We start from the raw sequence: 25,372 nt of genomic DNA, 5'->3' as shown, positions 1-25,372 counted from the left end.
GGGGCTGATATCGCTTCACTTATGCCATGAAGGAACAAATTGCCCTGGAGCGGCTGACCGGCCTGATCGCTTTCGCCCGTGCCGGGACATTGGGCAGCTTCACCGCCGCCGCCCGTTCGCTGTCGGTCTCGCCCTCGGCTGTCAGCAAGAGCGTGCAGCGGCTGGAGCAGCGGTTCGGGGTGTCGCTGTTCACCCGGACGACGCGTTCGTTGACGCTGACGGCGGAGGGGAGGGACCTGCACGAGCGGGCGTTGAGGCTGCTGCGCGATGCGGAGGAGATCGAGCAGGCGGCGATGGCGGCCCGCTCGGAGCCTTCGGGCACGCTGCGGGTTGCAGCATCGTTGCCGATTGGCGTCCATGTCATCGCACCGGCACTGCCGGCGTTCCGGCGGCTCTATCCCAAGGTTTCGGTCGATCTGCGCCTGAGCGACCGGATGGTCGACCTCATCGAGGAGGGGATCGACGTCGCGGTGCGGATCGGCGAGCTTGCGGACTCACGGCTGCTGTCGCGCCGGCTGGCGTCGCACCGGCTCTGCTGCTTCGCCTCGCCCGCCTATCTGGCGGCCCGCGGCACGCCGGCGCACCCGGACGGGCTGGACGGGCACGACACCGTCAGCCTGCGCTTCCAGAGCACGGGGCAGACGCTGCGCTGGCCCTTCCGGATCGGCGAGCGTCTGGTCGAGGTCGTGCCGCCCTCCGGCATCGTCGTCGATGTCAGCGACGCGCTGGTCGCCGCACTGGCGGCCGGCGGCGGCATCGGCATCGCCGCCACCTTCATCACCGCCCCCTATGTGGTGCGCGGCGAACTGGTCCCGGTGCTGTCCGACTTCGCCGTCGAGCGGCACAACATCACCGCGCTCTGGCCGGAAAGCCGCCGCACCAACCCGGCGGTGCGCGCCTTCCTGGCCCTGTTGCAGGAGGCGTTTCAGGAACGGATGACAGCTGCGGCCCGCTTTTCGGCCCGCTTTCCGGAGTGACGGTGGCGGCGGGCGTTGATGAGGATGTCGGCGCCCAGCGCAACCGCCAGGGCGACGGCGCCGCACAGGAAGACGGCGGCATAGCTCTGCCCGCTGTGTGTGAAGAGATAGGAGTATCCGTAGCCGCCCAGCGCCTGGAACAGGGCGAAGGCGGTGGTGGCCCGGCTCCAGGCCGCCCGCTGTTCGGTCTGGCTGTGCGGCAGCAGTTCGTGGATGCGGCCCAGCACCAGGGGAACCACGCCCGGCGTCAGGGCGCCAAGGACCACCGTCGCAGCCCCGACCGCCACCGGATTGCCGCTGGCCGCCAGGGTGGCGACGGATACCGCCTGGAGCAGCAGGGCGATGCGGTAGGCCGCGGCATAGCCGACCCGATCGGCCAGCGATCCGGCGGCGACGGGCCCGGCCACCGACGCCACGCCATACAGGACCCAATAGAAAGCACCGGTGTCCGCGCCATTGCCCAGGCCGCGGGCGACGTAATCCACCAGCAGCAGCATCACCGGCACCAGACCGAGAGCGTTCAGCGCATATTCGCCGTAGAGGGTGCGTAGGATCCCTCCCTCATGCTTCGGGGCATGCTCGACCGCCGGGGCGGCGATTCCCTGCGGCGGCGCCGAGGCCGGCCAGCCGAACCAGGACAGGGCGGTCAGCAGCAGCGACAGCCCGCCCAGCCCGAGCCACGTCTCGTGCAGACCGAGCCGCATCAGCGCCGGCACGGCGGTGCCCGACGCGGCGATGCCAAGGCCGATACCGAGGAAGATCATCCCGCTGACGAAGCCGCGCCGCGAGGCGGGGATGTGGGGCAGGATGCTGGTCGCGACCAGCACCATGATTGCACCCCCGGCAAGGCCCGAGATGAAGCGCCATCCGAAGAACCAGGCCAGCGACAGCGGATAGGCGCAGGCGATGAAGGCAAGGGAGGTCGCCAGCATCAGCAGCCGGAGCAGCGCCCGGTTCGGCAGCAGCCCGGCCATCGGCCGGCCGAGCAGGGCGCCCGCCAGATATCCGGCGAAATTCGCCGCCCCCAGCGTCACGGCATCGCCGGCGGAGAACCAGTGCGCCTCGATCAGCGACGGAACCAGCGGGGAGTAGGCGAAGCGTGCCAAGCCGATGGCGACGAGACTGCCTGCCATGCCGGCAAACGTCGCCATCCAGGCGGAACTGTCGAGGCGATCCTTCGCACCAATGGAGGTCGTGCTCATGGGCGTGCGTCCCTGTTGACGGCGCCGCGGCTGCGGCCCGCCCGGTTGATCGGGAAATCTCGGGAATGAAGGTCGGAGGGTGGGGTCAGATGTCCGGCATCGGCGGCAGGCCGAGGGTGGCGAGGGCGGCGCGGGCCGCCCCCTCCAGCAGACTGCGTTCGGGGCGGACACGGGCCAGAACCCGGATTCCCAGGAGGTTGGAGAAGAGCAGGCGGGCGGCATCGTCGGCATCGATGCCGGCGGGGATCTCGCCGCTCTGCCGTCCCCTGACGATGCAGCGGCGGAAGAAATCCTCGATGGTCGCCAGTTCGGCGTTCAGGTAATCGCGCATCTCCGGATCGGCCGGCGTGACCTGCAGCGCCGAGTTGACCAGCAGGCAGCCGCGCCGGCAGCCGTCGCCGAGCGAGCGCTCGATGCTTTCCCGCAGGAAGCCGGCGATGGCCGCGGCCGGGGAGGGTGCCGCCTCGTGCCGGGCGATGCGGGCGCGCAGGGAACCGTTCAGGTAATGCTCCAGCGAGCGGCGGAACAGCGTCCGTTTGTCACCGAAGGCGTTGTGGATGCTGGCGAGAGTCATCTGCATGCTCTCCGCCAGTTCCCGGGTGGAGGTCGCCTCAAAGCCCTGGGTCCAGAAGCGGTCCACCGCCGCGTCCAGCACCGCCGTCTCGTCGAACTTCCGCGGCCGAGCCATCGCTTCCGCCTCCCGAACCCGTTTTAGATCGTATGATCTAAAATCAGGGTGGGACGGTCCGGGGTCAAGGAGTTTCGGTGTTGCGCAAACGCCGCCCTGCCTTGCGCCAGCGCAGTGGCGTCTGCCCGACCCTGGACCCGAACAGGCGTGTCAGGTGGGCCTGATCGGCAAAACCGCAGGCACAGGCGATCTGGCAGAGCGGCTCGTCGGTTTCCAGCATCAGGCGCTGGGCCAGATGCACGCGGCGCCCGATGACGTAGGAATGGGGCGTTTCGCCGGTGCTGGCCTTGAAGGCGGCGGTGAAATGCCCGCTGCTGAGCCCGACGAGGGCGGCCAGCGCCTCCACCCTGAGCGGCCGGGAGATGTTGGTCTCGATATGCCCGGTCACCCGGCGGAGCTGCAACGAGGTCAGGCCACCCTGGGATGGCGGCGGTGCGGCGACGGCCGCCGGCTCGTCCCGCCGGTCGGCGAACAGGGAGGCGAGCCGGTCGAGGCAGCGCCGCGCGCCGTCGGGGTCATGGTCCAGCACCGCAAGGGCGCGGGTCACCAGCGAGGCGACCATCCTGTCATCGGCGGTTGCGGGCTGAAGCATCGGGGGACTTCCTGCATGGCATGGCGTGCAGGAAGCTTCGCTTGTCTGGAGCACATGGCGGAATCGCACGCTGGGGTCGCCCGCATCGACCCATGGCTTTACGGCTGCTATCCCTTGGTATGATGCTCACTCCAGCATCGCGCCCAGCCGACGTCCGTAGGCGGCGATGGCAGCCCCGGCTGGGTGGCGTTCCTCGTTGTAGGCCTGGAGGGCGGTCTCGATGTCCCGATGGTTCGACAGCTGCCGGACGAGCGCCATCGCGTCCCCCGCCGCCTTGGCGACGCCCATCGCCGTGTGCGGACGGACCACGAAGGCGGCATCGCCCAGCAGAGCGACCCGACCGCGCGTCATCGCCGGCACCTCGTAATCGAAGATGGCCTGTAGGAAGGGGCGGGACTCCGCCGCGATGGCCGCGGCGAAGGGCGGCGGCAGCCGGTCCGCCGCGTCCTGCCGCAGCCGTGCCGCCACCGGCTCCGGCACCTGCCCCGGCGCCAGCGAGTGGGGGTGGTGGCGTCCCTTGGCGTCGGTCAGCAGCACCGGCAACTCGGCCGCCGCCACCCGTCTGTACCAGACCCAGTTGTAGCGCCGCTGGCCGACCGCCGTCTCCGCCGCCGGCCCGGTGACCAGATAGCCGAGCGTGTGCGACTGCGGCATGTCGAAGAAGGCGAACCGGTCCAGCAGGACGGCGGACTCCGCCGGCAGCTCGCGTTCCGGAAGCAGCCCGCGCCAGGCGACATAGCCGGCATACCCGTTGGCGGCGTGCCTGCCCACCACCGCACAGCGCACGATGGAGCCCAGCCCGTCGGCACCGATCACCAGATCGGCCTCCTCCCGGCTGCCATCGTCGAATTGCAGGGTCGCCGTGGCGCCATCCTGCTCCACCGCGAGGACGGCACGGCCCAGGACATAGCTGTCGTCGGGCACCTTGCTGCGCATCGTGGCGTACAGGTGGTCCCAGGAAATCTGCATCTGCGGCGTCGCCTGCCGTTGCCGGATTTCTCCGGCGCGGTCGAGGAAGATACGTTCATGGGCGACGACGCCGACCTGCGCCACACGCTCGCAGCCCACCGCCCGCAGCAGGGCGAACAGGTCGCGCTGACCGACCAGCCCGGCGCCGCGGCCGGCCAGCCCGCCGCTGGAGCGCTCATACAGGCGGACGTCGTGCCCGTCCTGCCGCAGCAGGGCGGCGGCGAACAGGCCGCCGACCGATCCGCCGACGATCCTCACACGCAGGGTCTTCATGGCTTTTCCTTCAAGCAGGGCCAATTCAAACAGGGCCAACTCAAACAGGACCGAGTGCGGCCTTGAGCCGATCCGGGCTGAGCGGCATGTCGCGCAGGCGCACGCCGGTGGCATTGGCGATGGCGTTCGCCAGTGCCGCGGCGGACGGTCCCTGCGCCGCCTCGGCGGTGCCGAGGAAGGGGGCGCCGGGGCGGTCCATCACCACCACTTCGACGGACCCCGGCACATCGTCGAAGCGCAGGATCGGGTAGCTGCTCCAATCGAAGCTGGCACGGCGGTCGGGGGCGAAACGCACCGCTTCCCGGCCGGTCCAGCTGAGCGACTGCACCAGCCCGCCTTCGATCTGGTTGCGCACGCTGTCGGGGTTGGCGGGTTGGCCGCAATCCACCGCGGCGACCGCCCGGCGGACCATCGTCCGGCCCGTCTCTCGGTCGATCTCCACCTCCATCGCCACCGCGCAGTAGGCGCCGAGATTCTTGTAGCGGGCGAAGGCCATGCCACAGCCGTGCCGGCCGTCGCCCTTGACGCGCTTCGGCCAGCCGAAGCGGTCGGCCGCCGCCTGCATGACCTCGCGCGCCCGCTCGTCCCGCATATGGTCGAGCCGGATCGCCAGCGGGTCGATGCCTGCTGCTGCGGCCAGCTCGTCCAGCATGCTTTCGATGGAAAACACGTTCAGATGAGCGCCCAGGGACCGCAGGGCGGAGACGCGCGCCGGCATGTCCTTCAGGAAATGATAGACGACATGGGTGTTGGCGAAGCTGTAGAGCGGATTGGAATTGCGGCTGCCGTCGCCCTCCGGCATTGGGATCGGCTTGCCTTCGGGGGCGGGGAAGGGCGGATCGGCCTCGTTGCCGGCGAGAACGCCACCCGCCCCGACGGGGCGGTTGTTGTGCGGGTTGCTCCAGACTGCATGGCGCCAGGACACGATCCGGTTATCGGCGCCCAGTTCCGCCTCCAGTTCCGTCATCATGCCGGGGCCGAGCGGCTCCCACCCGAATTCCTGCTCGCGCATCCATTGCAGGCGGATCGGCCGGCCGGGCAGGGCCCTGGCGATCACCGCTGCGTCGGCCGCCACGTCGTCGGCGCCGTTCTGGCCGTAGCAGCCGGCACCCTCGGCATGGATGGCATGGACCTTCTCCGGCGGCAGGCCGACCAGTTCGGCGACGACGCGGCGGACGTCGAAGGTGCCCTGGCTGTGGGTCCACACCGTCATCGTGCCGTCCATATACTGGGCGATGGCGCAGGACGGGCCGATGGAGCCATGGCTGATCCAAGGGCGGGTGTAGCGCGCCTTGACGCTGCGGACCGCCGGTCCCACGGGATCGCTGGTGTCCATGATCGCGATGTCGCGGGCCGGCAGCGCCTTCAGCGTCGCTGCCACGGCGTCTCCGCTGCCGTCGGCGGGAAGGGGCGGCTGCGCGGCACGGGCATAGGCCGCCCGTTGCAGGTGACGCAGGGCCTGGATCGCCGTCCATTGCCGCTCCGCCACCACGGCCAGGAACCCGCCCTGCCGGACAATCTTCACCACGCCCGGCATGCGGGCGACGGTGTCCAGATCGGGCGATTGCAAACCGGTGCCGACGCTGGGGCCGCGGACGACGCGGGCGTGCAGCATGCCGGGCAGGCGCATGTCGTGCAGATAGGCGGCACCGCCGGTCAGCTTTGCCGGGATGTCCACCCGCGGCAGCGCGCGGCCCAGCGTGCGGTAGTCCGACGGCTTGCGCAAAGGCGCGTCCGGCACCGCCTGCACATGCAGCGACAGCCGCGCCGCCACCTCGCCATAGGACAGGGTCCGGCCATCCGGTGCGCGCAGCCTGCCGTCGCCGCCGGTGCTGACCTGCCCGACCGGCAGATCCCAGATCTTCGCCGCCTCGGCGGCCAGCAGCATGCGCACGTTGGCGGCGGCGTTCTGGATCGCCGTGCCGCTGTCCTGCATGGAATGGCTGCCGGCGGTCAGCCCCTCGTCCGGCGTGCGTTCGGTGTCGGCAGTGACCAGGGTGACAGCGGCGGGCGGGATGTCCAGCTCCTCCGCCGCGACCTGGATCAGGGCGGTGCGGATGCCCTGGCCCAGTTCGACCTTGCCGGTGAAGACGGTGGCCCGGCCATCGGCGTCGATGCGGATCCAGGCATCGAGCCAGGGCGCCGATTTCAGGCTTCCCTTCAAATCGGGCGCCACCACGGCCGGGCCGGCACCGCCCTCGCCGCCGCCGGCGAGCTGGGCGAAGGCCCTGGGCGCCAGGGCGAAGGAGACCACCAGGGCGCCGCCGGTCAGGAAGCCGCGGCGGGACAGGGGCGACAGGATCGGATTCATGGCCGAATCTCCTGAGCCGCCTGCACCCCTTTGCGCATGGCGACGGCACGGCGGATGGCGCGCAGGATGCGCATGTGGGTGCCGCAGCGGCAGAGATTGGTCTGCATGTGGGCGCGGATCTGCGCCTCGTCCGGATCGGGATTGCGGTCGAGCAGAGCCTGGGCCCGCATCAGCATTCCGGCGATGCAGTAGCCGCACTGGGCGGCCTGTTCCGTCTCGAAGGCCTGTTGCAGCAGGCCGGGAGCCTCGGCGCTGCCCAGCCCTTCCACCGTGCGGATGCGCCGTCCGGCGACCGCACCGACCGGCGTCAGGCAGGAGAAGGCCGGCTTGCCGTCGATGTGAACGGTGCAGGCGCCGCACTGGCCGAGCCCGCAGCCGTACTTCGCCCCGTTCAGTTCCAGGTCGTCGCGCAGCACATAGAGCAGTGGCGTGGCCGGGTCGACGTCAAGCGCATGGTCGGCGCCGTTGACGGTGATGGTGACGGTCATGGCTGGGACTCCTCCTTGCGGACGGTGGCGGCAGCGGTTTCCAGCGCGGTCCAGGCCGGCCGGTCGCTGAAACGGGACCGCAGATAGGCGGCGAGGTCGGCGACCTGCGTGTCGGTCAGGCTGGCGGCGAAGGGCGGCATCGCCGGTCCGGCCGGTCCGGTGGGGGCATGGATGCCTTGCAGGATGGCGCGGATCGCGTTGTCGGGCCGGTCGAGTTGCAAGGCAGTGACCGTCGACAGACCGGGACGCCCCTCAGTCATCATCGGTGCGCCGCCCTCGTGGCAACCGGCGCAGGCCCCGGCGAAGAGCGTGGCACCGGCCGGGTTGGTCCTGGCGGCCTCCGCCGCTCGGTCGGCAGCGGCCGGTGCTTTCGATGCCCGATCTGCCGACAACGAGGCGATGTAAGTGGCGATGGCGCGGACATCGGCTTCCGGTGCGCGGGACAGGCCATGCACCACCGGCCCCATCGGCCCGGCGGCGGCGCCGTGGCGGCCATCGACGCCGGTGCGCAGGTAGGTAAACAGGCTGTCGGCCGTCCAGGGCACCGCCGACGGGCTGGACCCGTTCAGTGCCGGCGCCATCCAGCCTTCCGCCACGCCGCCGGAATAGGCGTCGGAGCCCGTCTTCTCGGCCCCAGCGATGTTGCGCGGGCTGTGGCAGCCGCTGCAATGGCCGAGCCCTTCGGCCAGATAGGCGCCGCGGTTCCACTCCGCATCGCGGTCCGGCCGCGGCGCGAAATCCTCCTGATGCAGGAACAGCAGCTTCCAGCCGGCCAGCAGCGGGCGGAAGCCCAGCGGGAAGATCAGCTCGTTCGCCTTGGCCGGCGCAGAGGCTGCCGGCCGGGACATCAGGAAGACGTAGATCGCGTCGAGATCTCCGTCATGCACCTGCCGGTAATGGTCGTAGGGCAGCGCCGGGTAGAGATGGCGGCCGTCCCGCGATACCCCGTCGCGCATGGCCCGCTTGAACGCCTCCTTCGACCAGCCGCCGATCCCGGTTTCCGGATCGGGCGTGATGTTGGTCGAATAGAGCGTGCCGAACGGCGTCGCCAATGCCCGGCCGCCGGCATAGGCCACGCCCCCGTCGGCCGTGTGGCAGACGATGCAGTCGCCGATGGCGGCCAGTGCCGCGCCGCGGGTCAGCATCTCCGCCGGGAAATCGGCGGCTTTGGGCGGGGGAACGGCGGGCAGGCCGCTGCGGTGAGCCATGCCCAGGAACGCGCCGACACCGACAAGGCAGACCAGGGCGCCTCCGGCCGCCCATTTGCCTGCCGCCCATCCGGTCCATCGGGCTCGTTTCATCCTGCACCTCCTGTGGTCCGCCGCGGGAACTGCGGGCTGGCGGATAGTCCAGGGAGGGTGCCGGAAATTCCGGCCTCGCTATTGAAGATTGAAAGCGGGATTTTTTGAACAAAACCCGCTTTCGGCTCCTCCTATTCCAGCGGCTTCAGTTCGCCCAGCAGGGTCGGCAGCAGTTCGGCGACAGTGGGATGGATGTGGACGGCGCGTTGCAGGGTGGGGTAGGGCGCCTTGGCGTACATCATGTCGAGCACGCCGTGGATCGCCTCGTCGCCGCCGGGGCCGATGATGGCGGCCCCCAGAATCTCCTGGCTGTCGGCATCGACGACGATCCGCATGAAGCCCTGGGCCTCGCCCTTTTCCACCGCGCGGCCGACGCGGGTCATCGCCCGCTGGCCGACCAGCGCCCGCCGGCCGGAGCGGCGGACCGCCTCGTCGGTCATGCCGACGCGCGCCAGCGGCGGATCGGTGTAGAGCGCATAGGCCTGGATGCGGTCGTCCACGCTGCGCGGGTCGCCGTCCAGCAGGTTGGCCGCGACGATTTCGAAATCATTGTAGGCGGTGTGGGTGAAGGCGCCCCGCCCGTTGCAGTCGCCCATCGCCCAGATGCCCGGCACATTGGTGCGCAGCTTGTCGTCCACCGTGACGAAGCCGCGGGAATCCGTCACCACGCCGGCGCGGTCGAGGCAGAGATCGTCGGTGTTGGGCGTGCGGCCGACGGCCAGCAGCACATGGCTTCCCACCACCGACGGGGTGCCGGACGTGCAGTTCACCCCCACCTCCACCCCGTCGGCATGGCGGGCGAAGCGGATGCAGTTGGCCGACAGCCGGACGGTCACCCCCTCCTTCTCCAGCAACTCCCTGATCGCGTCGGACACGTCGGGGTCCTCGCGGCCGATCAGCCGCTCCCCCTTCTCCACCACCGTCACCTCGGCACCGAAGCGGCGGTACATCTGGGCGAATTCGAGGCCGATGTAGCTGCCGCCGACCACCACCAGATGACGGGGCACATGGTCGAGGTCCAGGATCGTGCCGCTGGTCAGGAGATCGACGTCGCGCACCCCCGGCATGTCCGGGATCGCGGCACGGGCGCCGACATTGAGGAAGATGCGCTCGGCCGTCAGCAATTCGTCGCCGACGCGCACGCTGCCCGGCGATTCGAAACGGGCATGGCCCTGCAACACCCGGCAGTTGGGCATGCCGCGCAGCCAGCGTTCGACATTCTGGCGCGAACGGCCGGAAACCTCGTCCTTGCGTGCCTTGACCCGGGCCATGTCGATGCGCACCGGCCCGTCCAGCACCACGCCGTATTCGGCGGCGCGCCGGGCCATCTGGGCGACGCGGGCGCTGGCGATCAGCGTCTTGGTTGGGGTGCAGCCGGTGTTGACGCAGGTGCCGCCGAACAGCTTGCGCTCGACCACCGCCACGCTCATGCCGGCGGCGGTTAGACGTTCGGCGAGCGGCGGCCCGGCCTGGCCGGCTCCGATGATGATGGCGTCGACCATGGCAGGCTCCTGCGGCCGGTTGCGTTCTTCGGGGAAATGGCGTGGGGCAGGATGGTAACGCCGGTGCCGGGCGTCTTCCAAGCAAACCAAGGTATGACTTGCGGCAAGCCGTGCCGATCGTCCACGTGATCGTCAGATCGTTCAAGAACCGGATGGCGCCCGCAGGCAAGCTGCCGGAACCGGAACCGGAACCGGAACCGGAACGGCGCGGGGTTGGAGACTGGCGGATGGTTGGCGCGGAAGGCGGTGCGAAGGGCGACGCGGCATGGGGCGGTTCGCCGGCCAACGGACGGCCGATGGAGCGCCGTCTCGGCCTTCTGTCGATTCCGCTCGCCCTGGCGGTGTTCTTCGTCGACACCTTCACCGACATCGAAAGCGCCATCGCCGTCCTCTATGTGCTGGTGCTGTTGCTGGCCGCAACCGCCCTGTCGCGGCGGGGCATCCTGCGGGTGGCCGCCGGCTGCGCGCTGCTGGCGGTGCTGTCCTTTTTCCTCTCGCACTGGCAGGACATGGACCTGTCTTCGGTCCTGCGCTGCGGCGTGTCGCTGGCGGCCATCCTGATCACCGGCGCGCTGCTGGTGCGGGACCATGATTCGCGCACGTTGCTGTTGCGGGCCAACGGTGCGCTGGCGCGCAGCGAAAAACGCTACCGCTGCATGTTCGAACAGGCGCGGATTTCCCTGTGGGAACAGGACTTCACCGCGGTGACGGCGGCGCTCGACGCCCTGCGGGCGCGCGGGGTGACTGACCTTGCCGCCCATGCGCAGGCCGATCCCGGCTGGGCGCGCGGGATGGGCGCGCTGATCCGCACCACCAACGTCAACGACGCCACCGTGGAACTGCTGGGTGCGGCCGGCCGGCCGGCGGTGCTGGGGCCGCTCGACCGCTATCTGCCGGCCGAGGATGCGGCGATGCTGCAGGTCCTGCTGGCGCTTTGGGAGAAGCGCGACCGCTTCGAAGGGCGGGCACAGCTGATCGCGGCGGACGGGCGCACCCTGACGGTGCTGCTTGGCATCAGCTTCCCCGACGACTGCGTCGGCTTCGATCAGGTGGTAGTCGGCGTCGTCGACATCACCCAGCGCGAACGCACGCAGGAGGCGCTGCTGGCGGCCCAGGCGGAGCTTGCGCGCGCCGCACGAGCCGCCACGCTGGGCGCGCTGTCCGCCTCCATCGCCCACGAGCTGAACCAGCCGCTGGGCGCCATCGTGCTGAACGCGCAGGCCTGCCTGCGCTGGCTGCGCCGCGACCAGCCCGACATCGAAACCGCTGCGAAGGCGGCCGACCGCATCGTCCGCGACGGGCGTCGCGCCGCCGACATCGTGCAGCGGACACGCGGCATGCTGGTCAAGGACACCCACTGCGACGAGACCATCGATCTGGCTCAACTGGTGACCGAGGTGGGGCTGTTGCTGGAGCGTGAACTGTCGGGGGGCGGGGCCGTTCTGGTCACCGACTTTGCCCCCGCCCCGCCGGTGCGGGGCAGCCGGGTCGGCCTGCAGCAGGTGCTGGTCAACCTCGTGACCAACGGTCTGCACGCCATGGCGGAGGCGGACAGCCCCCGGCGCGAACTGACCGTCGCCATCGGCAGCCTGGAAGGCGGGGCACAGGTCAGGGTTGCCGTGCGCGACCGCGGCAGGGGCATCGACGAGGCCAGCCATTCCCGCCTGTTCGATCCCTTCTTCACCACCCGGCCCGACGGGATGGGAATGGGCCTCGCCATCTGCCGGTCCACCATCGAGTCCTGCGGCGGCACGCTGACCGCCCACAACCATGCGGACGGCGGGGCGGTGTTCGAGTTCACCATACCGGCGGCTCTCCCGCCATCGCCCAAATCACTGATCGAAGAATTAATAGCCCAACCGCCAGCCGTCCCGCTGGCCGCGGCACGAGAGGACTGACCGCCATGGCCCAGAAAGCCGCCCCGTCGCCCGAGCCTGCCCCTGCCAAGGACGATCCGCTGGTTCTGATCGTCGATGACGACGCCGGCATGCGGGAGGCGGTGGTCGATCTTCTGCAATCGGTCGGCATCGAAGGCCGCGCCTTCGGCAGCACGGCGGAACTGCTGGCGGCGGCGGTTCCCGACCGGCCGGGTTGCCTGATCCTCGACGTGCGGCTTCCCGGCCTGGGCGGGCTGGAGTTCCAGACCAGGCTGGACAGCCTGGGCATCGCGCTGCCCATCGTCTTCATGACCGGCTTCGCCGACGTGCCGATGTCGGTCCGGGCGATGAAGGCCGGGGCGACGGATTTCCTGATCAAGCCCTTCCGCGACCAGGACATGCTGGACGCGGTCGATGCCGCGCTTGCCCGCGACCGGTCGCGGCGGAGCCAACGGGCCGCCACGATGACGGTGGAATCGCTGGCCGCGACGCTGACCCCGCGCGAGCGCGAGGTGATGGCGGAGGTGGTCAAGGGCCGGCTGAACAAGCAGATCGCCGGCGATCTCGGCATCAGCGAGGTGACGGTCAAGCTCCACCGCGGCAAGGTGATGCGGAAGATGCAGGTGCGCTCCGTCGCCGACCTCGTCCGCAAGGTGGAGGTGCTCGACCACGAGGAGTGACGGCTACGGTTCGCGCGCCTCTGTCCTGCGGCCGGCCCCACCGTCCGCTTCTAGACCTAGGTGTGGTATCTGCCACCCGCCCCATCCGGATAGGATGCGTGTAACGCCAGTGACTGGCGCTCCCATTCGATCCCCGATCCGGTCAAGGCATCACGACGTGTCCAACGCACCCCTGATAGCGGTGGTCGATGACGACGAGGCGATCCGCGAGGCGCTGGACGACCTGCTGCGGTCGGTCGGCTTCCGCTGCCGGCCCTTCGTCTCCGCCGAGGATTTCCTGGCGCTGGCCGACCGGACCGGGATCGCCTGCATCATCCTGGACGTGCGCATGCCCGGCCTGTCCGGGCTGGAGTTGCAGGACCGGCTCAATACCGAGGGCGGCGGACATCCGCCGATCCTGTTCATGACCTCCTACGCCGACGAGACCACACGGCTGCGCGCGCTGGGCGGCGGTGCCTGCGACGTGCTGGGCAAGCCGGTCGACGCCCATGTCCTGATCGCCTCCCTGAACCGCGCCATCGCCGCAGGGTAACGCCAGAGAGCGGCAGCAATCGGCCTCCCGAACGGTTATGTATGCAACAGGGCCGTTCGGGAGACGGGGCATGGCGGTCGCATCCCACAGAATTGTGGTCGGGCTCAGGACGTGGGCCGGGATCGGGAAGAGGGCGCCATGAGCTTCCTGACCCGGCTGTTGCTGCTCGTGACGCTGGCCCTGGTGCCAATCTGCGCGCTGGAGGTCTGGAACCAGATCGACCTGCGCCGCCAGCGCTCCGATGAGATCCACGAGCATGCGCAGCAGCTTCTCAGCTTGCTGGGCGGGGAGCAGCAGCGGCTGGTCGAAGGCGTGCGGCAGATGCTGGAACTGCTGTCGGAAACCACGTCGGCGCAGACCCTCGACGCGACGGGATGTCAGGCGCTGCTGACGCGCACCGCCACGCGGATCCCGGATTACCTGACGGTCAACCTGACGGCCGAGGACGGGGTCATTCTCTGTTCCACCAACCCGCTTCTGCGCGGGCGGACCATCGCCGACCGGATGCATGTGCGCTCCGCCCTGGAAAGCGGCGGCTTCACCGTCGGCGAGTTCATCCGGCAGCGGCACGACGACAAGCCGGCGATGCCGTTCGGCCTGCCGATCCGCCGCACCGGCGGCGACGGGCGGACCATCGGCGTGGTCACGGCGCTGATCGATCTCGGCTGGCTCGAACGCTACCTCTCGGAACATCCGCTTCCCGACAATGCCGCGCTGATGATCGCCGACGGCAACGGCATCGTCCTGGCCCATGCCCCTGCGAGACCGGGGGCCGTCGGCACTGCGCTCCCGCCGCGCTTCCGGCCTCTGCTCGATGCCGATGCGGTCGGGACCGCCCAGCTGATGGGGATCGACGGGGTGGAGCGGGTGTTCGCCTATGTTCCGCTGTCGGCCGGGGTCCGGCACATCTTCGTTGCGGTCGGCATCGACCATGACGCGGCGATGAGCGGCATCGATGCCGCGCTGACGCGGTCGCTGGTTTGGATCGCCGCCACGCTGCTGCTTGGCCTGCTGGCGGCGTTCCTGATCGCCAGGTGGCACCTCTATCGGCCGGTCGCGGCGTTGATCTCGGCGACCGAGCGCTGGCGTGCCGGCGACCGCACGGCCCGTGTGGGAGCAGTGGATGGCCCGGAGATGAGCCGGCTGGGGCTGGCCTTCGATGGGCTGGTCGAGGATCTCGACCGGCAGATGCGGGCCAATGAGGAAGCGTCCACCGCGCTGCGGGCCAGCGAGGAGCGGTCGCGCGCGCTGGTGGAGAACGCCCCGCACATGATGTGGGTGAACCGGCCCGACGGCACGTTGGAATACGTCAATGCGGCGTTCCGGGCCTACACCGGCCGCATGACGAACGAAGAGAACCGGATGGGAGATCTGCATCCGGAGGACGTCGAGCGCATTCAGGCGGTCCGGAGAGCGGCCATCCCCGCCGGTGCGGCGCATTCGTATGAACTGCGCCTGCGCCGGGCCGACGGAGCCTACAGATGGCATCTCAGCCGGACTCACCCGATCCACCATGGCGGACGGATCGTCGCGTGGTTCGGCGGGGCCGTCGATATCCACGACATCCATCGCGCCCGCGATACGGCGGAAGAGGCCGGGCGGTCCAAAAGCCGCTTCCTCGCCGCCGCCAGCCATGATCTGCGCCAGCCGATGCAGTCGATCCTGCTGTTCGCCGAGGTGCTCCGCCCGCATCTGGGCGAGGGCCCCGGTCTCGATGCACTCGGGCGGCTCCAGCACGGGCTGGAGATCCTCAAAGGTCTGCTGGACGGTCTGCTCGACATCTCCCGCCTCGACGCCGGCATCGTGGCGCCGCAGTTCGAGGAGTTCCGCATCTCGGACCTGCTGAGGAGCCTGGACGACGCCTATGCCCCCGTCGCGCATGAAAAGGGACTGGACTGGCGCGTGCAGCCCTGCCATGCCGTGATCCGCAGCGACCGGGTCCTGCTCGGCCGCATGCTGCGCAATCTGGTGGAGAACGCGATCCGCTACACCGACAGCGGCGGGATTTCGGTAGACTGCAGCGTGGCGGCCGACCGTCTGCTGATCGGTGTCCACGACACCGGCCGCGGCATCCCGGCCGACCAGATCGACCGGGTGTTCGAGGAACTCTATCAGGTCGACAATCCCGAGCGCGACCGTAACCAGGGCCTCGGCCTTGGGCTTGCCATCGTCCGCCGCCTGTCCGACCTGCTGGACCATCCCGTCACCGTACGCTCGCATCCGGGCCAGGGCTCGCTGTTCAGCATCGCGGTGCCGCTGGCGGCGGAGGTCCACCGCCCCGCCCCGTCATCCGTGGAGACGACCCCTGTGGAAATGGCGCCGGCACCGCCCGAGCGGGAGGGGCGGCGGCTGGCGGTGGTGGTGGACGACGACCCCATCGTGCTCGCCGGGATGGAAAGCCTGCTGCGCGCCTGGAAATTCGACGTGATCACCGCGGATTCGACCGACTTGGCGGTGGAGCGCCTGACGCTGGACGGCCGCCGGCCGGACATCCTCGTCGTCGATTACCGCCTGCGGGGCAAGCGCATCGGAACGGAGGCGATCCTCCGCATCTGGGACATGCACGATGCGGACATCCCCGGCCTGATCGTCACCGGGGAGATCGGCACGGAGCCGCAGAACGATGCGCTCACCCATGGCTTCGACCTGTTGCACAAGCCGGTCACCCCCCGAAGCCTCGCCGCGGCGCTCGGCCGCCGTCTGGCGATGGCGGAAGGGGAGGCCCGCATCCCGGTCGCCGATACCGCCGAGCCGCCCTCGGCGACCCTTTGATCCACACCAATTTTCAGGCCGCGCCCAAGCTCCGGCGGAACATTTCCGCTGCACCGTGTTTGTCTGATGACATGGACCTTAAGGAGCCTTTGGTGCCCAAGCCCCTCCCGATCGAGAAAGTGCAGACCGGAATCCCCGAATTCGATTTGGTTTTGCGCGGCGGGCTGCCGCGCGGTCGAATACATCTTCTGGAGGGCGCACCCGGCACAGGCAAGACCACCATTGCCCTGCAGCTTCTGATCCAGACGCGCGACGACGGCAAGAAGGGGCTGTACATCACCCTGTCGGAGAGCGCCAAGGAGCTGGAAGCGACCGCCGCCAGCCATGGCTGGTCGCTCGACGGCTTTGCGGTCTTCGACATCGTGCCCATCGAAGCCCAACTGGATCGCCAGCAGAGCGTGCTCTACCCCTCGGAGGTCGAGCTTGGCGAGACCGTGCGTCTGATCATCGACCGGATCGAGCGTGAAAATCCCGAAGTGCTGGTGATCGACACGGTGTCGGAACTGCGGCTGCTCGCCCAGGACCAGCTCGGCTACCGCCGTCAGATCCTGGCTTTGAAGCAGTTCCTGCAAGGGCGCCGCTGCACCACCCTGATCCTCGACGACCTGACCCATCAGGATGGAGCGAGCGATCTGCACAGCCTGGCTCACAGCGTGATCGTGCTGGAGCAGATCGAGCGCACCTATGGTGCTGCGCGGCGGCGGCTGCGCATCGCCAAGATGCGGGCGGCGGAATACCAGAGCGGCTGGCATGACTTCGCAATTACGAAGTCCAATGTCCTGGTCTTTCCCAGCCTGATCGCCGAAGAGCACAAAAGCGATTTCGAGCAGACCACCATGGAAAGCGGCCTGCCGACCCTGGACGAATTGATGGGCGGTGGACTGACGCACGGCACCACGACGATGCTGGTGGGGCCATCGGGGGTCGGCAAATCCTCGATTGCGCTCCAATACGTCACCGCCGCGGTCAAGCGCGGCGAGCATGCGGCGTATTTTTCCTTCGACGAGACTTTCAAGACGCTGCAGCTGCGCAGCATCGCACTCGGCATCGACATCCAAGAGGCGGTGGAAAAGAGCCGTGTCGGCTGGCACCGCGCCAATCCCTCGCGCCTGTCGCCCGGCCAGTTCGTCTGGCAGGTGCGTCGCGAAGTCGAGGACCGCAACGCCGGCATCGTGGTGATCGACAGCCTGAACTCCTATCTCAGCACCATGCCGGAAGAGAAGGCGCTCTCGCTCCAGATGCACGAGTTGCTGACTTACCTGAACAACAAGGGCGTGGTGACCATCCTGATCCTGGCGCAGCAGGGCATCATCGGCGACGTGCAGAATCCCATCGATTTGTCCTTTATGAGCGACACCGTTGTCCTGCTGCGCTTCTTCGAGGCCGGGGGCGAGGTGCGCAAGGCAATTTCGGTGGTGAAGAAGCGCACCGGCGTCCATGAACTGTCGATCCGCGAGTTCCGGCTGTTCCCGGACGGGATGCAGGTCGGGCCGCAGCTGATGGACTTCCGTGGCGTGCTGACGGGCGTGCCGGAATATGACGGCTCGGTGGAGACTCTCCTCAGTGGTCAGGGCGAAGCCGGGTGATCGATGCCGATGCACGGGTCCATCCTTGTCCTGGCCCCTGAAGGGCGGGATGCCGAGGTGATCGGCTCTGTCCTGGCGGAAATCGGTCTGGCGACGCAGCCCTGTGCCGATTTGCCGGAGCTTTGCCGCGGCCTTGGCGACGATGTCGGGGCGCTGGTCCTCTCCGAAGGGGTGCTGACCGACATCGAACCGCTGACCGCTTGGCTGGAGGCGCAGCCGCGCTGGTCGGACCTGCCCATCGTGATCCTGACGTCGCGGCGCAGCCGGCAGGCCGGACGGGGCAGGCAGGCGTTCTTCCAGTTGCTCGGCAACGTCACGTTGCTGGACCGGCCGCTGCATCGCGAGGCGCTGCAAAGCGCGGCGCAGGCGGCGCTGCGCAGCCGGGAACGCCAGTACCGGACCCGCAGCCATCTTCAGGAGATCACCCAGGCGTCCAGCCGGTTGGAAGAGCGTGTCGCCGAGCGGACGCAGGCCCTGCAAGCCGAAATGGCCGACCGCCGGCGGGCAGAGGAGCAACTGCATCAGGCGCAGAAGATGGAGGCGCTGGGGCAGCTGACCGGCGGCGTGGCGCATGACTTCAACAATCTGCTCCAGGGCATCGTCAGCTGCCTTGCCGTCCTGGCCCCCACCGTGCCCGACGGCACCCCGCGCGAGCTGTTCGAAGCGGCCAACCGCTCCATCGAGCGTGGTGCGCGGCTGACCCAGTCGCTGCTGTCCTTCGCACGGCGCCAGACGTTGATGCCGGAGCCGACAGACCTGGGAGAGCTGCTCACCGGGATGAGTTCCCTTCTGGAACGCTCCCTTGGCGGCCAGATCAGCGTCACGATCCAGGTGCCGCCCGGACTTCCGGCGGCGCTGATCGACCGGGCGCAGCTCGAATCCGCCATCCTTAATCTTGCGATCAATGCCCGCGATGCCATGCCGGGCGGCGGGCGGTTGTCCCTGACCGCCTCCGTTGCCCAAATCGGCGGCGGAGAAACGGGCCGCTCCGTGACCGGGCCGGCGGAGTTGCGGCCCGGGACCTATGTGGCGATCCGGGTGGCGGATACCGGCACCGGCATCGACCCGGCGGTTTTGCCGCATGTCTTCGAGCCCTTCTTCACCACCAAGCCGCTCGACAAGGGGTCGGGGCTGGGGCTGTCGATGGTCCAGGGCATGGCGACCCAGTCCGGCGGGGGCGTCCACATCGACAGCAGCCTCGGCGGCGGAACCGCGATCACTCTCTACCTGCCAAGCGTGGCGGCCGTCACCGGCCCGCCGGCACGGTTGACTGCCGACGTCGAGCGCGGCGAAGGCCGCACCGTTCTGCTGGTGGAGGACGATGCCATCGTGCGGATGGGGACGATGGCGCTTCTGGAAAGCCAGGGCCATCAGGTCATCGAGGCGGATAGCGGGGAAACTGCCCTGGCCCTGTTGCAGGACGGTGCGGAGATCGATGCCCTGGTCACCGACTTTGCCATGCCCGGCATGAACGGGGCCGAGGTGGTGCGCACCGTGCGAACCCTGCGTCCCGGATTGCCGGCGCTGATCGTCACCGGCTATGCCGATACGCCTGATCTGGGCGAGGCCGTGCGCCTGCTGCGCAAGCCCTTCTCGCCGAACCAGATCGCCGAGCAGCTGGCGGCCATGCTGGCGGAGTGACGGCTTGTCAGGCGATGGGATCGGTCCTGATGAAATCCAGAAAGGCCCGAAGCGGGGCCGGCACCAGGCGCCGGCCGGGGTAATAGAGGAATGGGCCGGAAAAGGACGGCCACCAGGATTCCAGGACGGGTTCAAGCGCGCCGCTGTCCAGATGCGGGCGCAGCCACTGCTCGAACAGTTGAAAGACCCCGACGCCCGCGACGGCCGCATCGATGGCGAGGTCCATGATGCCGCCGGGCCCCACGACCAGCGGTCCGGTCGGGTCGAGGCGGATCGCTTCGCCGTCGCGCTCGAATTCCCAGAGCGGCATCGCACCGCTGGCAAAGCGTCCGCGTATGCAGCTGTGGGCCATCAGGTCGCGTGGATGCTCCGGCCGCCCCCGGGCGTCGAGATAGGCGGGGGAGGCCGCGGTCGCGAAGCGCTGCCGGCGGGGACCGATGGGAACAGCGATCATGTCCTGCTCCAGCCGGTCGTCATAGCGGATGCCGGCGTCGCATCCGGCGGCAAGGACGTCGACGAAGCTGTCCTCTCCCATCACCTCCACCCGGATCTCGGGATAGGCGGCATGGAAGGCCGGCAGGATCGACGGCAGGACCAGCCGTGCCGCGCTGACCGGCACATTGAGCCTGAGGGTGCCCGCCACCCGGTCGCGGAAGCCGTTCACAACGTCGAGGGCTGCATCGACCTCGCGCAGGGCGGGCTCCAGCCGGGCCAGCAGGCGTTCGCCGGCCTCCGTCGGGACCACGCTGCGGGTGGTCCGGTTGAACAGCCTGACGCCGAGCTGTCCTTCCAGCCGCCGCACGGCTTCGCTGAGGGACGAGGCGCTGACCTTGCCGGCCTTCGCCGCTTCGCGGAAACCACGGGCGCGGGCCACCGCGACGAAGGCGTTCAGGTCCCCCAGCTCATGCTGCATTGTTCGGAAATCCGCACGGGTTGTCCTGATTGTGCAGACTAATCGGACAGGCGGGTGATGGCTAGATTGGTGAAGCCATCATGGAGTTCATCATGTCCGACACTGATCAGACCAAAATCGACAAATCCGGCAGCTTCACCCTCGGGGGCAAAGTCGTCCGCCGGCTCGGCTATGGCGCCATGCAGTTGGCCGGTCCCGGTGTCTTCGGTCCGCCGAAGGACCGCGACGCCGCCATCGCCGTGCTGCGCCATGCCATCGAGGCCGGTGTCAATCATATCGACACCAGCGACTTCTATGGCCCGCATGTCACCAACCAGCTGATCCGCGAGGCGCTGGCGCCCTATCCGGACGATCTGCTGATCGTGACCAAGGTCGGCGCCCGGCGCGGTGCGGATGCCTCCTGGCTCCAGGCATCCTCGGCGGAAGAGTTGCGGCAGGCGGTGCATGACAATCTGCGCAATCTCGGCCTCGACGTGCTCGACGTCGTCAATATGCGGCTGTGGGGCGACCATGGGCATGCACCGGCGGAAGGGCCGGTCGAGCGGGAACTCACCGTCCTTGCCGAACTCCAGCAGCGGGGGCTGATCCGCCACATCGGGCTCAGCAACGCCACGGCGCGGCAGGTCGAGGAAGGTCGCCGCGTCTGCGAGATCGTCTGCGTGCAGAACCACTACAATCTGGTGCATCGGGCGGACGATGCGCTGATCGACGATCTCGCCGCCAAGGGGATCGCCTATGTGCCCTTCTTCCCGCTCGGCGGCTTCTCGCCGATCCAGTCCGGCCTGCTGTCCGATGTCGCCAGCCGGCTCGGGGCGACGCCGATGCAGGTGGCACTCGCCTGGCTGCTGAACCGGGCACCCAACATCCTGCCGATCCCGGGAACCTCGTCGGTCAGGCATCTGCAGGAGAATCTGGCGGCGGCGGATCTGGTTCTGCCCGCCGATGCGCTGGAGGCGCTGGACAAGCTGGGGAAAGACGCCTGAGGGCCGAGATGGAAAAAGGGGATGGACAAAGGGGAGCCTGCGCTCCCCTCGTCCCGGTGCCGCGTCCCGGTGTTGGTTACCGGCGTTCCACATTCGGCAGGAAGATTGTCAGCAGGCCCAGCAGCGGCAGGAAGGAGCATGCGGTGTAGACGAAGCCGATGCCTTTCCAGTCCGCCACGACGCCCAGCCCCGCCGCGCCGATGCCGGCGACGCCGAAGGCCAGCCCGAAGAACAGGCCCGACACCATGCCGACCCGGCCGGGCAGCAGTTCCTGCGCATAGACCACGATGGCCGGGAAGGCCGAAGCCAGGGCCAGCCCGATCACCGCGCTGAGAATCACCGTCGTCGTTAGCCCGACATAGGGCAGGGCCAGGGTGAAGGGCAGGATGCCGAGGATTGAGACCCAGATCACCGTCTTGCGGCCGATGCGGTCGCCCACCGGGCCGCCGATCACCGTACCCGCTGCGACGGCAGCCAGGAAGACGAACAGGCAGAGCTGCGCGTCGCCGGTGGACAGGCCGAAGCGGTCGATCAGGTAGAAGATGTAATAGCTGGTGATGCTGGCCAGATAGACGTATTTCGACACGATCAGCGCGATCAGGATGGCGACGGCACGGGTGACCTGCCCCGTCGGCAGATCGGCATGGCGCGCCGTGGAGGGGCCACCGGCCTTGCGCGGCTTGGCGTTCCGGCGCTGCCAGCTTCCCAGCCGCACCATCACCACCATGCCGGCCAGAGCGGCGAAGGCGAACCAGCTGAGGCTGCCCTGACCGCGCGGCAGGATGATGAAGGCGGCCAGCAACGGGCCGAGCGCGGAGCCGAGATTGCCACCGACTTGGAACAGCGACTGGGCCAGCCCATGGGCGCCGCCGGAGGCCTGACGGGCGATGCGCGATGCCTCCGGATGGAAGACGGACGAGCCGAAGCCCAGCAGCATCCCGCCGGCCAGCAGGGCCGGAAAGCTTGGCGCCCAGGCCAGGGTTAGAAGGCCGAGCAGGGTGGAGCCCATGCCGAAGACCAGCGAATAGGGCATCGGCTTGCGGTCGGTGAAAAGTCCGACCAGCGGCTGAAGAAGCGATGCGGTCAGCTGATAGACGAAGGTCAGCAGACCGAGCTGGGCGAAGCTGAGGCCGAACTCGTCCTTCAGGATCGGATAGACCGCGGGCAGCAGCGACTGGATCATGTCGTTGAGCAGGTGGCAGGCGCTGATCGCGGCCAGGATGGAAAAGGCCGTCGAACCGGCGCTGGGCCGGCTCATGGTGGTGTCGGTCACGGGGGCATGCCCTCTTCTCTCCGCCTCAGGCGTCCGGACCGCATATCGGCGGCCCGGTTGGCCCGGCACTGTTGCGTTGACTGCACCGTAAGCCTACGGTCGACCGAGAAGGCCCGCCACCGCGGTCAGGCCAGTTTTCTACGAGTCTGGGCCATGGTCAGGAATGTCCGTGTCGACGAGATCGATGCCGTCGAGCGACCTTTGCTCGCCACCACCCACGACTATCCGGACGGCGGCACGCTGCCGCTGCACTGGCACCGGCGGGGACAGCTGATCTCCGGCATCACCGGGGTGCTGATCATGTCGACGCCGCAGGGCCGCTGGGTGGTGCCGCCCGATTTCGGCCTGTGGATCCCGCCCGGCATCATGCATGAGGTGCGCATGATCGGGGCGGTGACCACCCAAAGCCTTTACCTGGACCCGGATCTGACCGGCGGAATGCCGGACCGCTGTCAGGTCGTCGGCCTGTCCCCCTTCATCCGCAACCTGATCGCCCGCGCCGTGGATGTGCCGGCGGACTACGATCCGGACAGCCACGACGGCGCGGTGATGGCGCTGATCCGCTATGAGATGCTGCATCTGCCGGCCCAGCCGCTGACCGTCCCCTTCCCGACCAGTCCGGCCTTGGCCGAGCGCTGTCGGCGCTTTCTCCGCCAGCCGGCGGTGCATGAGACGATTGAACAATGGTGCGACGAGCTGGGCGTCAGCCGGCGCGCCTTCACCCGCCTGTTCCGGCGCGAGACCGGACTGAGCTTTCTGGAATGGCGCCAGCAGGCCTGTCTTGCCGCCGCCCTGCCGCGGCTGGTGGCGGGCGAAGCCGTCACCGTGGTCGCCATCGACCTCGGCTATGACAATCCCGCCGCCTTCACCGCGATGTTCAAGCGCGTGCTCGGCTCCTCGCCGCGCGCTTATCTGAAAGGCGCCGAATGACTTCCTGCCCGGTCAGGAGTAGCGCATCGCCTCCAGGTCGGCGATGAGGCCGGGACCTTCGGGATGCCAGCCGAGTGTCTGCTGGGTCAGGGCGCTGGACGCCGCCATGTCGATGCCCGCGAACATCGCCATCCAGCCGAAGTGTTCGGCAGCCTTGTCCTGCGGGATGGAGACCGCCGGAATTTTCAGGCCGCGGGCCAGCGTTTCGACGATCTCGCGGGTCCCGACGCCCTCCTCCCCAACCGCATGGTAGCGGGCGCCGGCCTCCGCCTTCTCGATGGCCAGACGGTAGAGGCGTGCGACATCCCCCAGATGGCCGGCGGACCAGCGGTTTCGCCCCTCGCCGATGTAGGCGGCGACACCCTTCGCGCGGAAGATTTCGATCAGCGGGGTGATCAGCCCCTGCTTCTCCGTGTTGTGGACCTGCGGCAGCCGCATCACCGCGACATTGATGCCGGCGTCCAACAGCTCGTTGCCGGCCCGCTCCGATGCGATGCGCGGGTTGGGGTGACCGTCGTCGAAGACATCTTCGCGGGCAAGCCGGCCATGACCGGCACCCCCAATGCCGACCCCGGACGTGATCAGCAGCGGACGGTTCGAGCCCTTCAGCGCCGCGCCCAAGGCACCGATCACCCGGCTGTCCTTTGCGCAATTCTCTGCGAAGCGCGAGAAGTCATGGTCGAAGGCGGTGTGGATTACGGCGTCGGCCTTTTCGGCGCCGCTGCGGATGCTCGCCAGATCCTCCAGCGTGCCCAAGTGCGGCTCGGCACCGGCGGACTCCAGCGCGCGGGCGCCGTCCTCGGAGCGGGTCATGCCGATGACCCGATGGCCGGCCTGGAGCAGTTCGGACAGCACGGCCCGGCCGATGAAACCGGTGGCGCCGGTGAGGAAAATACGCATGGGACAACCACCTTTCCAATTCAGTCGCCCCCACTCTGTCCCGCCGTGATATCCTGTTAAAGTAGTGACGTTTTCCTAGTATAGCGGCTACCAGGATCAGCCAATGCAGACCGACACCAGACAGACCAGTCCGGCCGGCACGCTCGCCGCCTTCCTGCGCGACCGCCGGACGCGGCTGGACCCGGCGGCCTTCGGGTTCTCGGGACGCCGCCGCACGCCGGGCCTGCGCCGGGAGGAGGTGGCGCAGCGCGCCAACATCAGCCCGACCTGGTACACGTGGCTGGAGCAGGGGCGGGGCGGGGCGCCGTCGGCCGACGTGCTGGACCGGATCGCCGGCAGCCTGATGCTGACCGATCTGGAGCGGGAGCATCTGTTCATCCTGGCGCTCGGCCGGCCGCCGGAGATGCGCTACAGGCCGGCGCAAGGGGTAAGCCCGCGGCTGCAACGGCTGCTGGAGTCCTTCGACGCCTGTCCGGCCTTCATCAAGACCGCGACCTGGGACGTGCTGGCCTGGAATCGCGCTGCCGCCGTGGTGCTGACCGATTACGGCACGCTGCCGCCCGATCAGCGGAACATCCTGCGGCTGGTGTTCGGCAATCCGGCGATCCGGGCCAAGCAAAGGGACTGGGAGGGCATGGCGCGGCATCTGGTGGGCGCCTTCCGCGTCGATGCGGCGCGGGCCGGGGCGGTGAAGGAGATCGCCAATTTCGTCGATGAGCTGTGCCGGACGAGCGCCGACTTCGCCCGGTTCTGGAACGAGAACGACGTGTACGCGCCGAGCGAGGGGTTCAAACGGCTCCAGCATCCGGAACTCGGCAGCGTCGAGATGGAATATTCGGCCTTCGCCGTCGATGGACGCCCCGATCTCGGTCTTCTGGTCTACAATCCGCTGGACGAACAGGTTAAAGAACGCATCCGTGCCCTGGCCGGTCGAAGGACCGCAGTGGCGTCTGGCGGATGAGCGGTGGCAGGAAGGAACAGC

The 25,372-nt window shown here is 68.8% G+C and carries 21 protein-coding genes; 10 read left to right on the top strand and 11 right to left on the bottom strand.

What is annotated here, in order from left to right:
• Positions 1-26: 26 nt before the first annotated feature.
• Positions 27-977, top strand: coding sequence for a LysR family transcriptional regulator (locus tag GBZ48_RS17490; RefSeq protein ID WP_174472171.1), 951 nt, complete (start codon positions 27-29; stop codon positions 975-977).
• Here the strand turns inward: GBZ48_RS17490 and GBZ48_RS17485 are convergent.
• The 8 genes from GBZ48_RS17485 to GBZ48_RS17450 all read right to left on the bottom strand — a co-directional run bounded on the left by GBZ48_RS17485 (position 926) and on the right by GBZ48_RS17450 (position 10,303).
• Positions 926-2,179 (bottom strand): YbfB/YjiJ family MFS transporter, encoded by a 1,254-nt coding sequence (locus tag GBZ48_RS17485; protein ID WP_174472170.1) that lies wholly within the window; start codon positions 2,177-2,179, stop codon positions 926-928. The genes GBZ48_RS17490 and GBZ48_RS17485 overlap by 52 nt on opposite strands.
• 85 nt (positions 2,180-2,264) lie before the next feature.
• Positions 2,265-2,867, bottom strand: a complete 603-nt coding sequence (locus tag GBZ48_RS17480) for a TetR/AcrR family transcriptional regulator (protein ID WP_174472169.1) — start codon at positions 2,865-2,867, stop codon at positions 2,265-2,267.
• Positions 2,868-2,931: 64 nt separating this feature from the next.
• The gene (locus GBZ48_RS17475; protein ID WP_174472168.1) at positions 2,932-3,459 is read right to left on the bottom strand and encodes a helix-turn-helix domain-containing protein; all 528 of its coding nucleotides are present in this window, start codon (positions 3,457-3,459) and stop codon (positions 2,932-2,934) included.
• A 126-nt stretch (positions 3,460-3,585) separates the two neighbouring features.
• A complete protein-coding gene (locus tag GBZ48_RS17470) occupies positions 3,586-4,701 on the bottom strand; it encodes an FAD binding domain-containing protein (protein ID WP_174472167.1) in 1,116 nt (371 codons plus the stop codon).
• Between the two features lie 40 nt (positions 4,702-4,741).
• Positions 4,742-7,012 carry a xanthine dehydrogenase family protein molybdopterin-binding subunit gene (locus tag GBZ48_RS17465; protein ID WP_174472166.1) on the bottom strand — a complete coding sequence of 757 codons (2,271 nt, stop codon included), beginning with the start codon at positions 7,010-7,012 and terminating at the stop codon, positions 4,742-4,744.
• A complete protein-coding gene (locus GBZ48_RS17460) occupies positions 7,009-7,500 on the bottom strand; it encodes a (2Fe-2S)-binding protein (RefSeq protein ID WP_174472165.1) in 492 nt (163 codons plus the stop codon). Before GBZ48_RS17460 ends, GBZ48_RS17465 begins: the two co-directional genes overlap by 4 nt.
• Complete coding sequence (locus tag GBZ48_RS17455) at positions 7,497-8,801, bottom strand: c-type cytochrome (protein WP_209798412.1); 1,305 nt, start codon at positions 8,799-8,801, stop codon at positions 7,497-7,499. The genes GBZ48_RS17460 and GBZ48_RS17455 overlap by 4 nt, the downstream gene beginning before the upstream one ends.
• Positions 8,802-8,932: 131 nt before the next feature.
• On the bottom strand, positions 8,933-10,303 hold the full coding sequence (locus GBZ48_RS17450) for an FAD-containing oxidoreductase (RefSeq protein WP_174472164.1): 1,371 nt from the start codon (positions 10,301-10,303) through the stop codon (positions 8,933-8,935).
• A 227-nt stretch (positions 10,304-10,530) separates the two neighbouring features.
• On the opposite strand from GBZ48_RS17450, the gene GBZ48_RS17445 reads away from it, so the two are divergent.
• The 6 genes from GBZ48_RS17445 to GBZ48_RS17420 all read left to right on the top strand — a co-directional run bounded on the left by GBZ48_RS17445 (position 10,531) and on the right by GBZ48_RS17420 (position 19,391).
• The gene (locus GBZ48_RS17445; RefSeq protein ID WP_174472163.1) at positions 10,531-12,201 is read left to right on the top strand and encodes a sensor histidine kinase; all 1,671 of its coding nucleotides are present in this window, start codon (positions 10,531-10,533) and stop codon (positions 12,199-12,201) included.
• 5 nt (positions 12,202-12,206) lie between these two features.
• Positions 12,207-12,860, top strand: coding sequence for a response regulator transcription factor (locus GBZ48_RS17440; RefSeq protein WP_174472162.1), 654 nt, complete (start codon positions 12,207-12,209; stop codon positions 12,858-12,860).
• Positions 12,861-13,017: 157 nt separating this feature from the next.
• Positions 13,018-13,392, top strand: coding sequence for a response regulator (locus GBZ48_RS17435; protein WP_174472161.1), 375 nt, complete (start codon positions 13,018-13,020; stop codon positions 13,390-13,392).
• 138 nt (positions 13,393-13,530) lie between these two features.
• Positions 13,531-16,164 (top strand): hybrid sensor histidine kinase/response regulator, encoded by a 2,634-nt coding sequence (locus GBZ48_RS17430; protein WP_174472160.1) that lies wholly within the window; start codon positions 13,531-13,533, stop codon positions 16,162-16,164.
• A gap of 92 nt (positions 16,165-16,256) precedes the next feature.
• On the top strand, positions 16,257-17,750 hold the full coding sequence (locus GBZ48_RS17425) for an ATPase domain-containing protein (RefSeq protein ID WP_343049576.1): 1,494 nt from the start codon (positions 16,257-16,259) through the stop codon (positions 17,748-17,750).
• 9 nt (positions 17,751-17,759) lie between these two features.
• A complete protein-coding gene (locus GBZ48_RS17420) occupies positions 17,760-19,391 on the top strand; it encodes a response regulator (RefSeq protein WP_174472158.1) in 1,632 nt (543 codons plus the stop codon).
• Positions 19,392-19,398: 7 nt separating this feature from the next.
• On the opposite strand, the gene GBZ48_RS17415 is transcribed toward GBZ48_RS17420, so the two are convergent.
• Complete coding sequence (locus GBZ48_RS17415) at positions 19,399-20,304, bottom strand: LysR family transcriptional regulator (protein ID WP_174472157.1); 906 nt, start codon at positions 20,302-20,304, stop codon at positions 19,399-19,401.
• A gap of 92 nt (positions 20,305-20,396) precedes the next feature.
• Between GBZ48_RS17415 and GBZ48_RS17410 the strand changes: the two genes are divergently transcribed.
• Positions 20,397-21,287 (top strand): aldo/keto reductase family oxidoreductase, encoded by an 891-nt coding sequence (locus GBZ48_RS17410; protein WP_174472156.1) that lies wholly within the window; start codon positions 20,397-20,399, stop codon positions 21,285-21,287.
• A gap of 76 nt (positions 21,288-21,363) precedes the next feature.
• Here GBZ48_RS17410 and GBZ48_RS17405 read toward each other — a convergent pair whose 3' ends face one another.
• The gene (locus tag GBZ48_RS17405) at positions 21,364-22,560 is read right to left on the bottom strand and encodes an MFS transporter (protein ID WP_343049575.1); all 1,197 of its coding nucleotides are present in this window, start codon (positions 22,558-22,560) and stop codon (positions 21,364-21,366) included.
• A 153-nt stretch (positions 22,561-22,713) separates the two neighbouring features.
• On the opposite strand from GBZ48_RS17405, the gene GBZ48_RS17400 reads away from it, so the two are divergent.
• Positions 22,714-23,490, top strand: coding sequence for an AraC family transcriptional regulator (locus tag GBZ48_RS17400; RefSeq protein WP_174472155.1), 777 nt, complete (start codon positions 22,714-22,716; stop codon positions 23,488-23,490).
• Between the two features lie 12 nt (positions 23,491-23,502).
• Here GBZ48_RS17400 and GBZ48_RS17395 read toward each other — a convergent pair whose 3' ends face one another.
• The gene (locus GBZ48_RS17395) at positions 23,503-24,390 is read right to left on the bottom strand and encodes an SDR family oxidoreductase (protein ID WP_174472154.1); all 888 of its coding nucleotides are present in this window, start codon (positions 24,388-24,390) and stop codon (positions 23,503-23,505) included.
• 103 nt (positions 24,391-24,493) lie between these two features.
• Between GBZ48_RS17395 and GBZ48_RS17390 the strand changes: the two genes are divergently transcribed.
• Positions 24,494-25,351 carry a helix-turn-helix transcriptional regulator gene (locus tag GBZ48_RS17390; protein ID WP_174472153.1) on the top strand — a complete coding sequence of 286 codons (858 nt, stop codon included), beginning with the start codon at positions 24,494-24,496 and terminating at the stop codon, positions 25,349-25,351.
• Positions 25,352-25,372: the final 21 nt, after the last annotated feature.

Source organism: Azospirillum melinis (assembly GCF_013340935.1).
Taxonomy (GTDB): Bacteria; Pseudomonadota; Alphaproteobacteria; order Azospirillales; family Azospirillaceae; genus Azospirillum; species Azospirillum melinis.
The sequence above is the reverse complement of the archived record's forward strand: the minus strand, read 5'-3'. Positions and strand labels throughout refer to the sequence as shown.

Bases quoted from the DNA above. Each gene is read 5' to 3' on its own strand.
- GBZ48_RS17490 (WP_174472171.1), top strand. From the start codon at position 27: ATGAAGGAACAAATTGCCCTGGAGCGGCTGACCGGCCTGATCGCTTTC.
- GBZ48_RS17410 (WP_174472156.1), top strand. From the start codon at position 20,397: ATGTCCGACACTGATCAGACCAAAATCGACAAATCCGGCAGCTTCACC.
- GBZ48_RS17395 (WP_174472154.1), bottom strand. From the start codon at position 24,390: ATGCGTATTTTCCTCACCGGCGCCACCGGTTTCATCGGCCGGGCCGTG.
- GBZ48_RS17390 (WP_174472153.1), top strand. From the start codon at position 24,494: ATGCAGACCGACACCAGACAGACCAGTCCGGCCGGCACGCTCGCCGCC.
- GBZ48_RS17460 (WP_174472165.1), bottom strand. From the start codon at position 7,500: ATGACCGTCACCATCACCGTCAACGGCGCCGACCATGCGCTTGACGTC.
- GBZ48_RS17465 (WP_174472166.1), bottom strand. From the start codon at position 7,012: ATGAATCCGATCCTGTCGCCCCTGTCCCGCCGCGGCTTCCTGACCGGC.
- GBZ48_RS17480 (WP_174472169.1), bottom strand. From the start codon at position 2,867: ATGGCTCGGCCGCGGAAGTTCGACGAGACGGCGGTGCTGGACGCGGCG.
- GBZ48_RS17440 (WP_174472162.1), top strand. From the start codon at position 12,207: ATGGCCCAGAAAGCCGCCCCGTCGCCCGAGCCTGCCCCTGCCAAGGAC.
- GBZ48_RS17430 (WP_174472160.1), top strand. From the start codon at position 13,531: ATGAGCTTCCTGACCCGGCTGTTGCTGCTCGTGACGCTGGCCCTGGTG.
- GBZ48_RS17455 (WP_209798412.1), bottom strand. From the start codon at position 8,801: ATGAAACGAGCCCGATGGACCGGATGGGCGGCAGGCAAATGGGCGGCC.
- GBZ48_RS17470 (WP_174472167.1), bottom strand. From the start codon at position 4,701: ATGAAGACCCTGCGTGTGAGGATCGTCGGCGGATCGGTCGGCGGCCTG.
- GBZ48_RS17445 (WP_174472163.1), top strand. From the start codon at position 10,531: ATGGTTGGCGCGGAAGGCGGTGCGAAGGGCGACGCGGCATGGGGCGGT.
- GBZ48_RS17420 (WP_174472158.1), top strand. From the start codon at position 17,760: ATGCACGGGTCCATCCTTGTCCTGGCCCCTGAAGGGCGGGATGCCGAG.
- GBZ48_RS17475 (WP_174472168.1), bottom strand. From the start codon at position 3,459: ATGCTTCAGCCCGCAACCGCCGATGACAGGATGGTCGCCTCGCTGGTG.
- GBZ48_RS17415 (WP_174472157.1), bottom strand. From the start codon at position 20,304: ATGCAGCATGAGCTGGGGGACCTGAACGCCTTCGTCGCGGTGGCCCGC.
- GBZ48_RS17450 (WP_174472164.1), bottom strand. From the start codon at position 10,303: ATGGTCGACGCCATCATCATCGGAGCCGGCCAGGCCGGGCCGCCGCTC.
- GBZ48_RS17485 (WP_174472170.1), bottom strand. From the start codon at position 2,179: ATGAGCACGACCTCCATTGGTGCGAAGGATCGCCTCGACAGTTCCGCC.
- GBZ48_RS17400 (WP_174472155.1), top strand. From the start codon at position 22,714: ATGGTCAGGAATGTCCGTGTCGACGAGATCGATGCCGTCGAGCGACCT.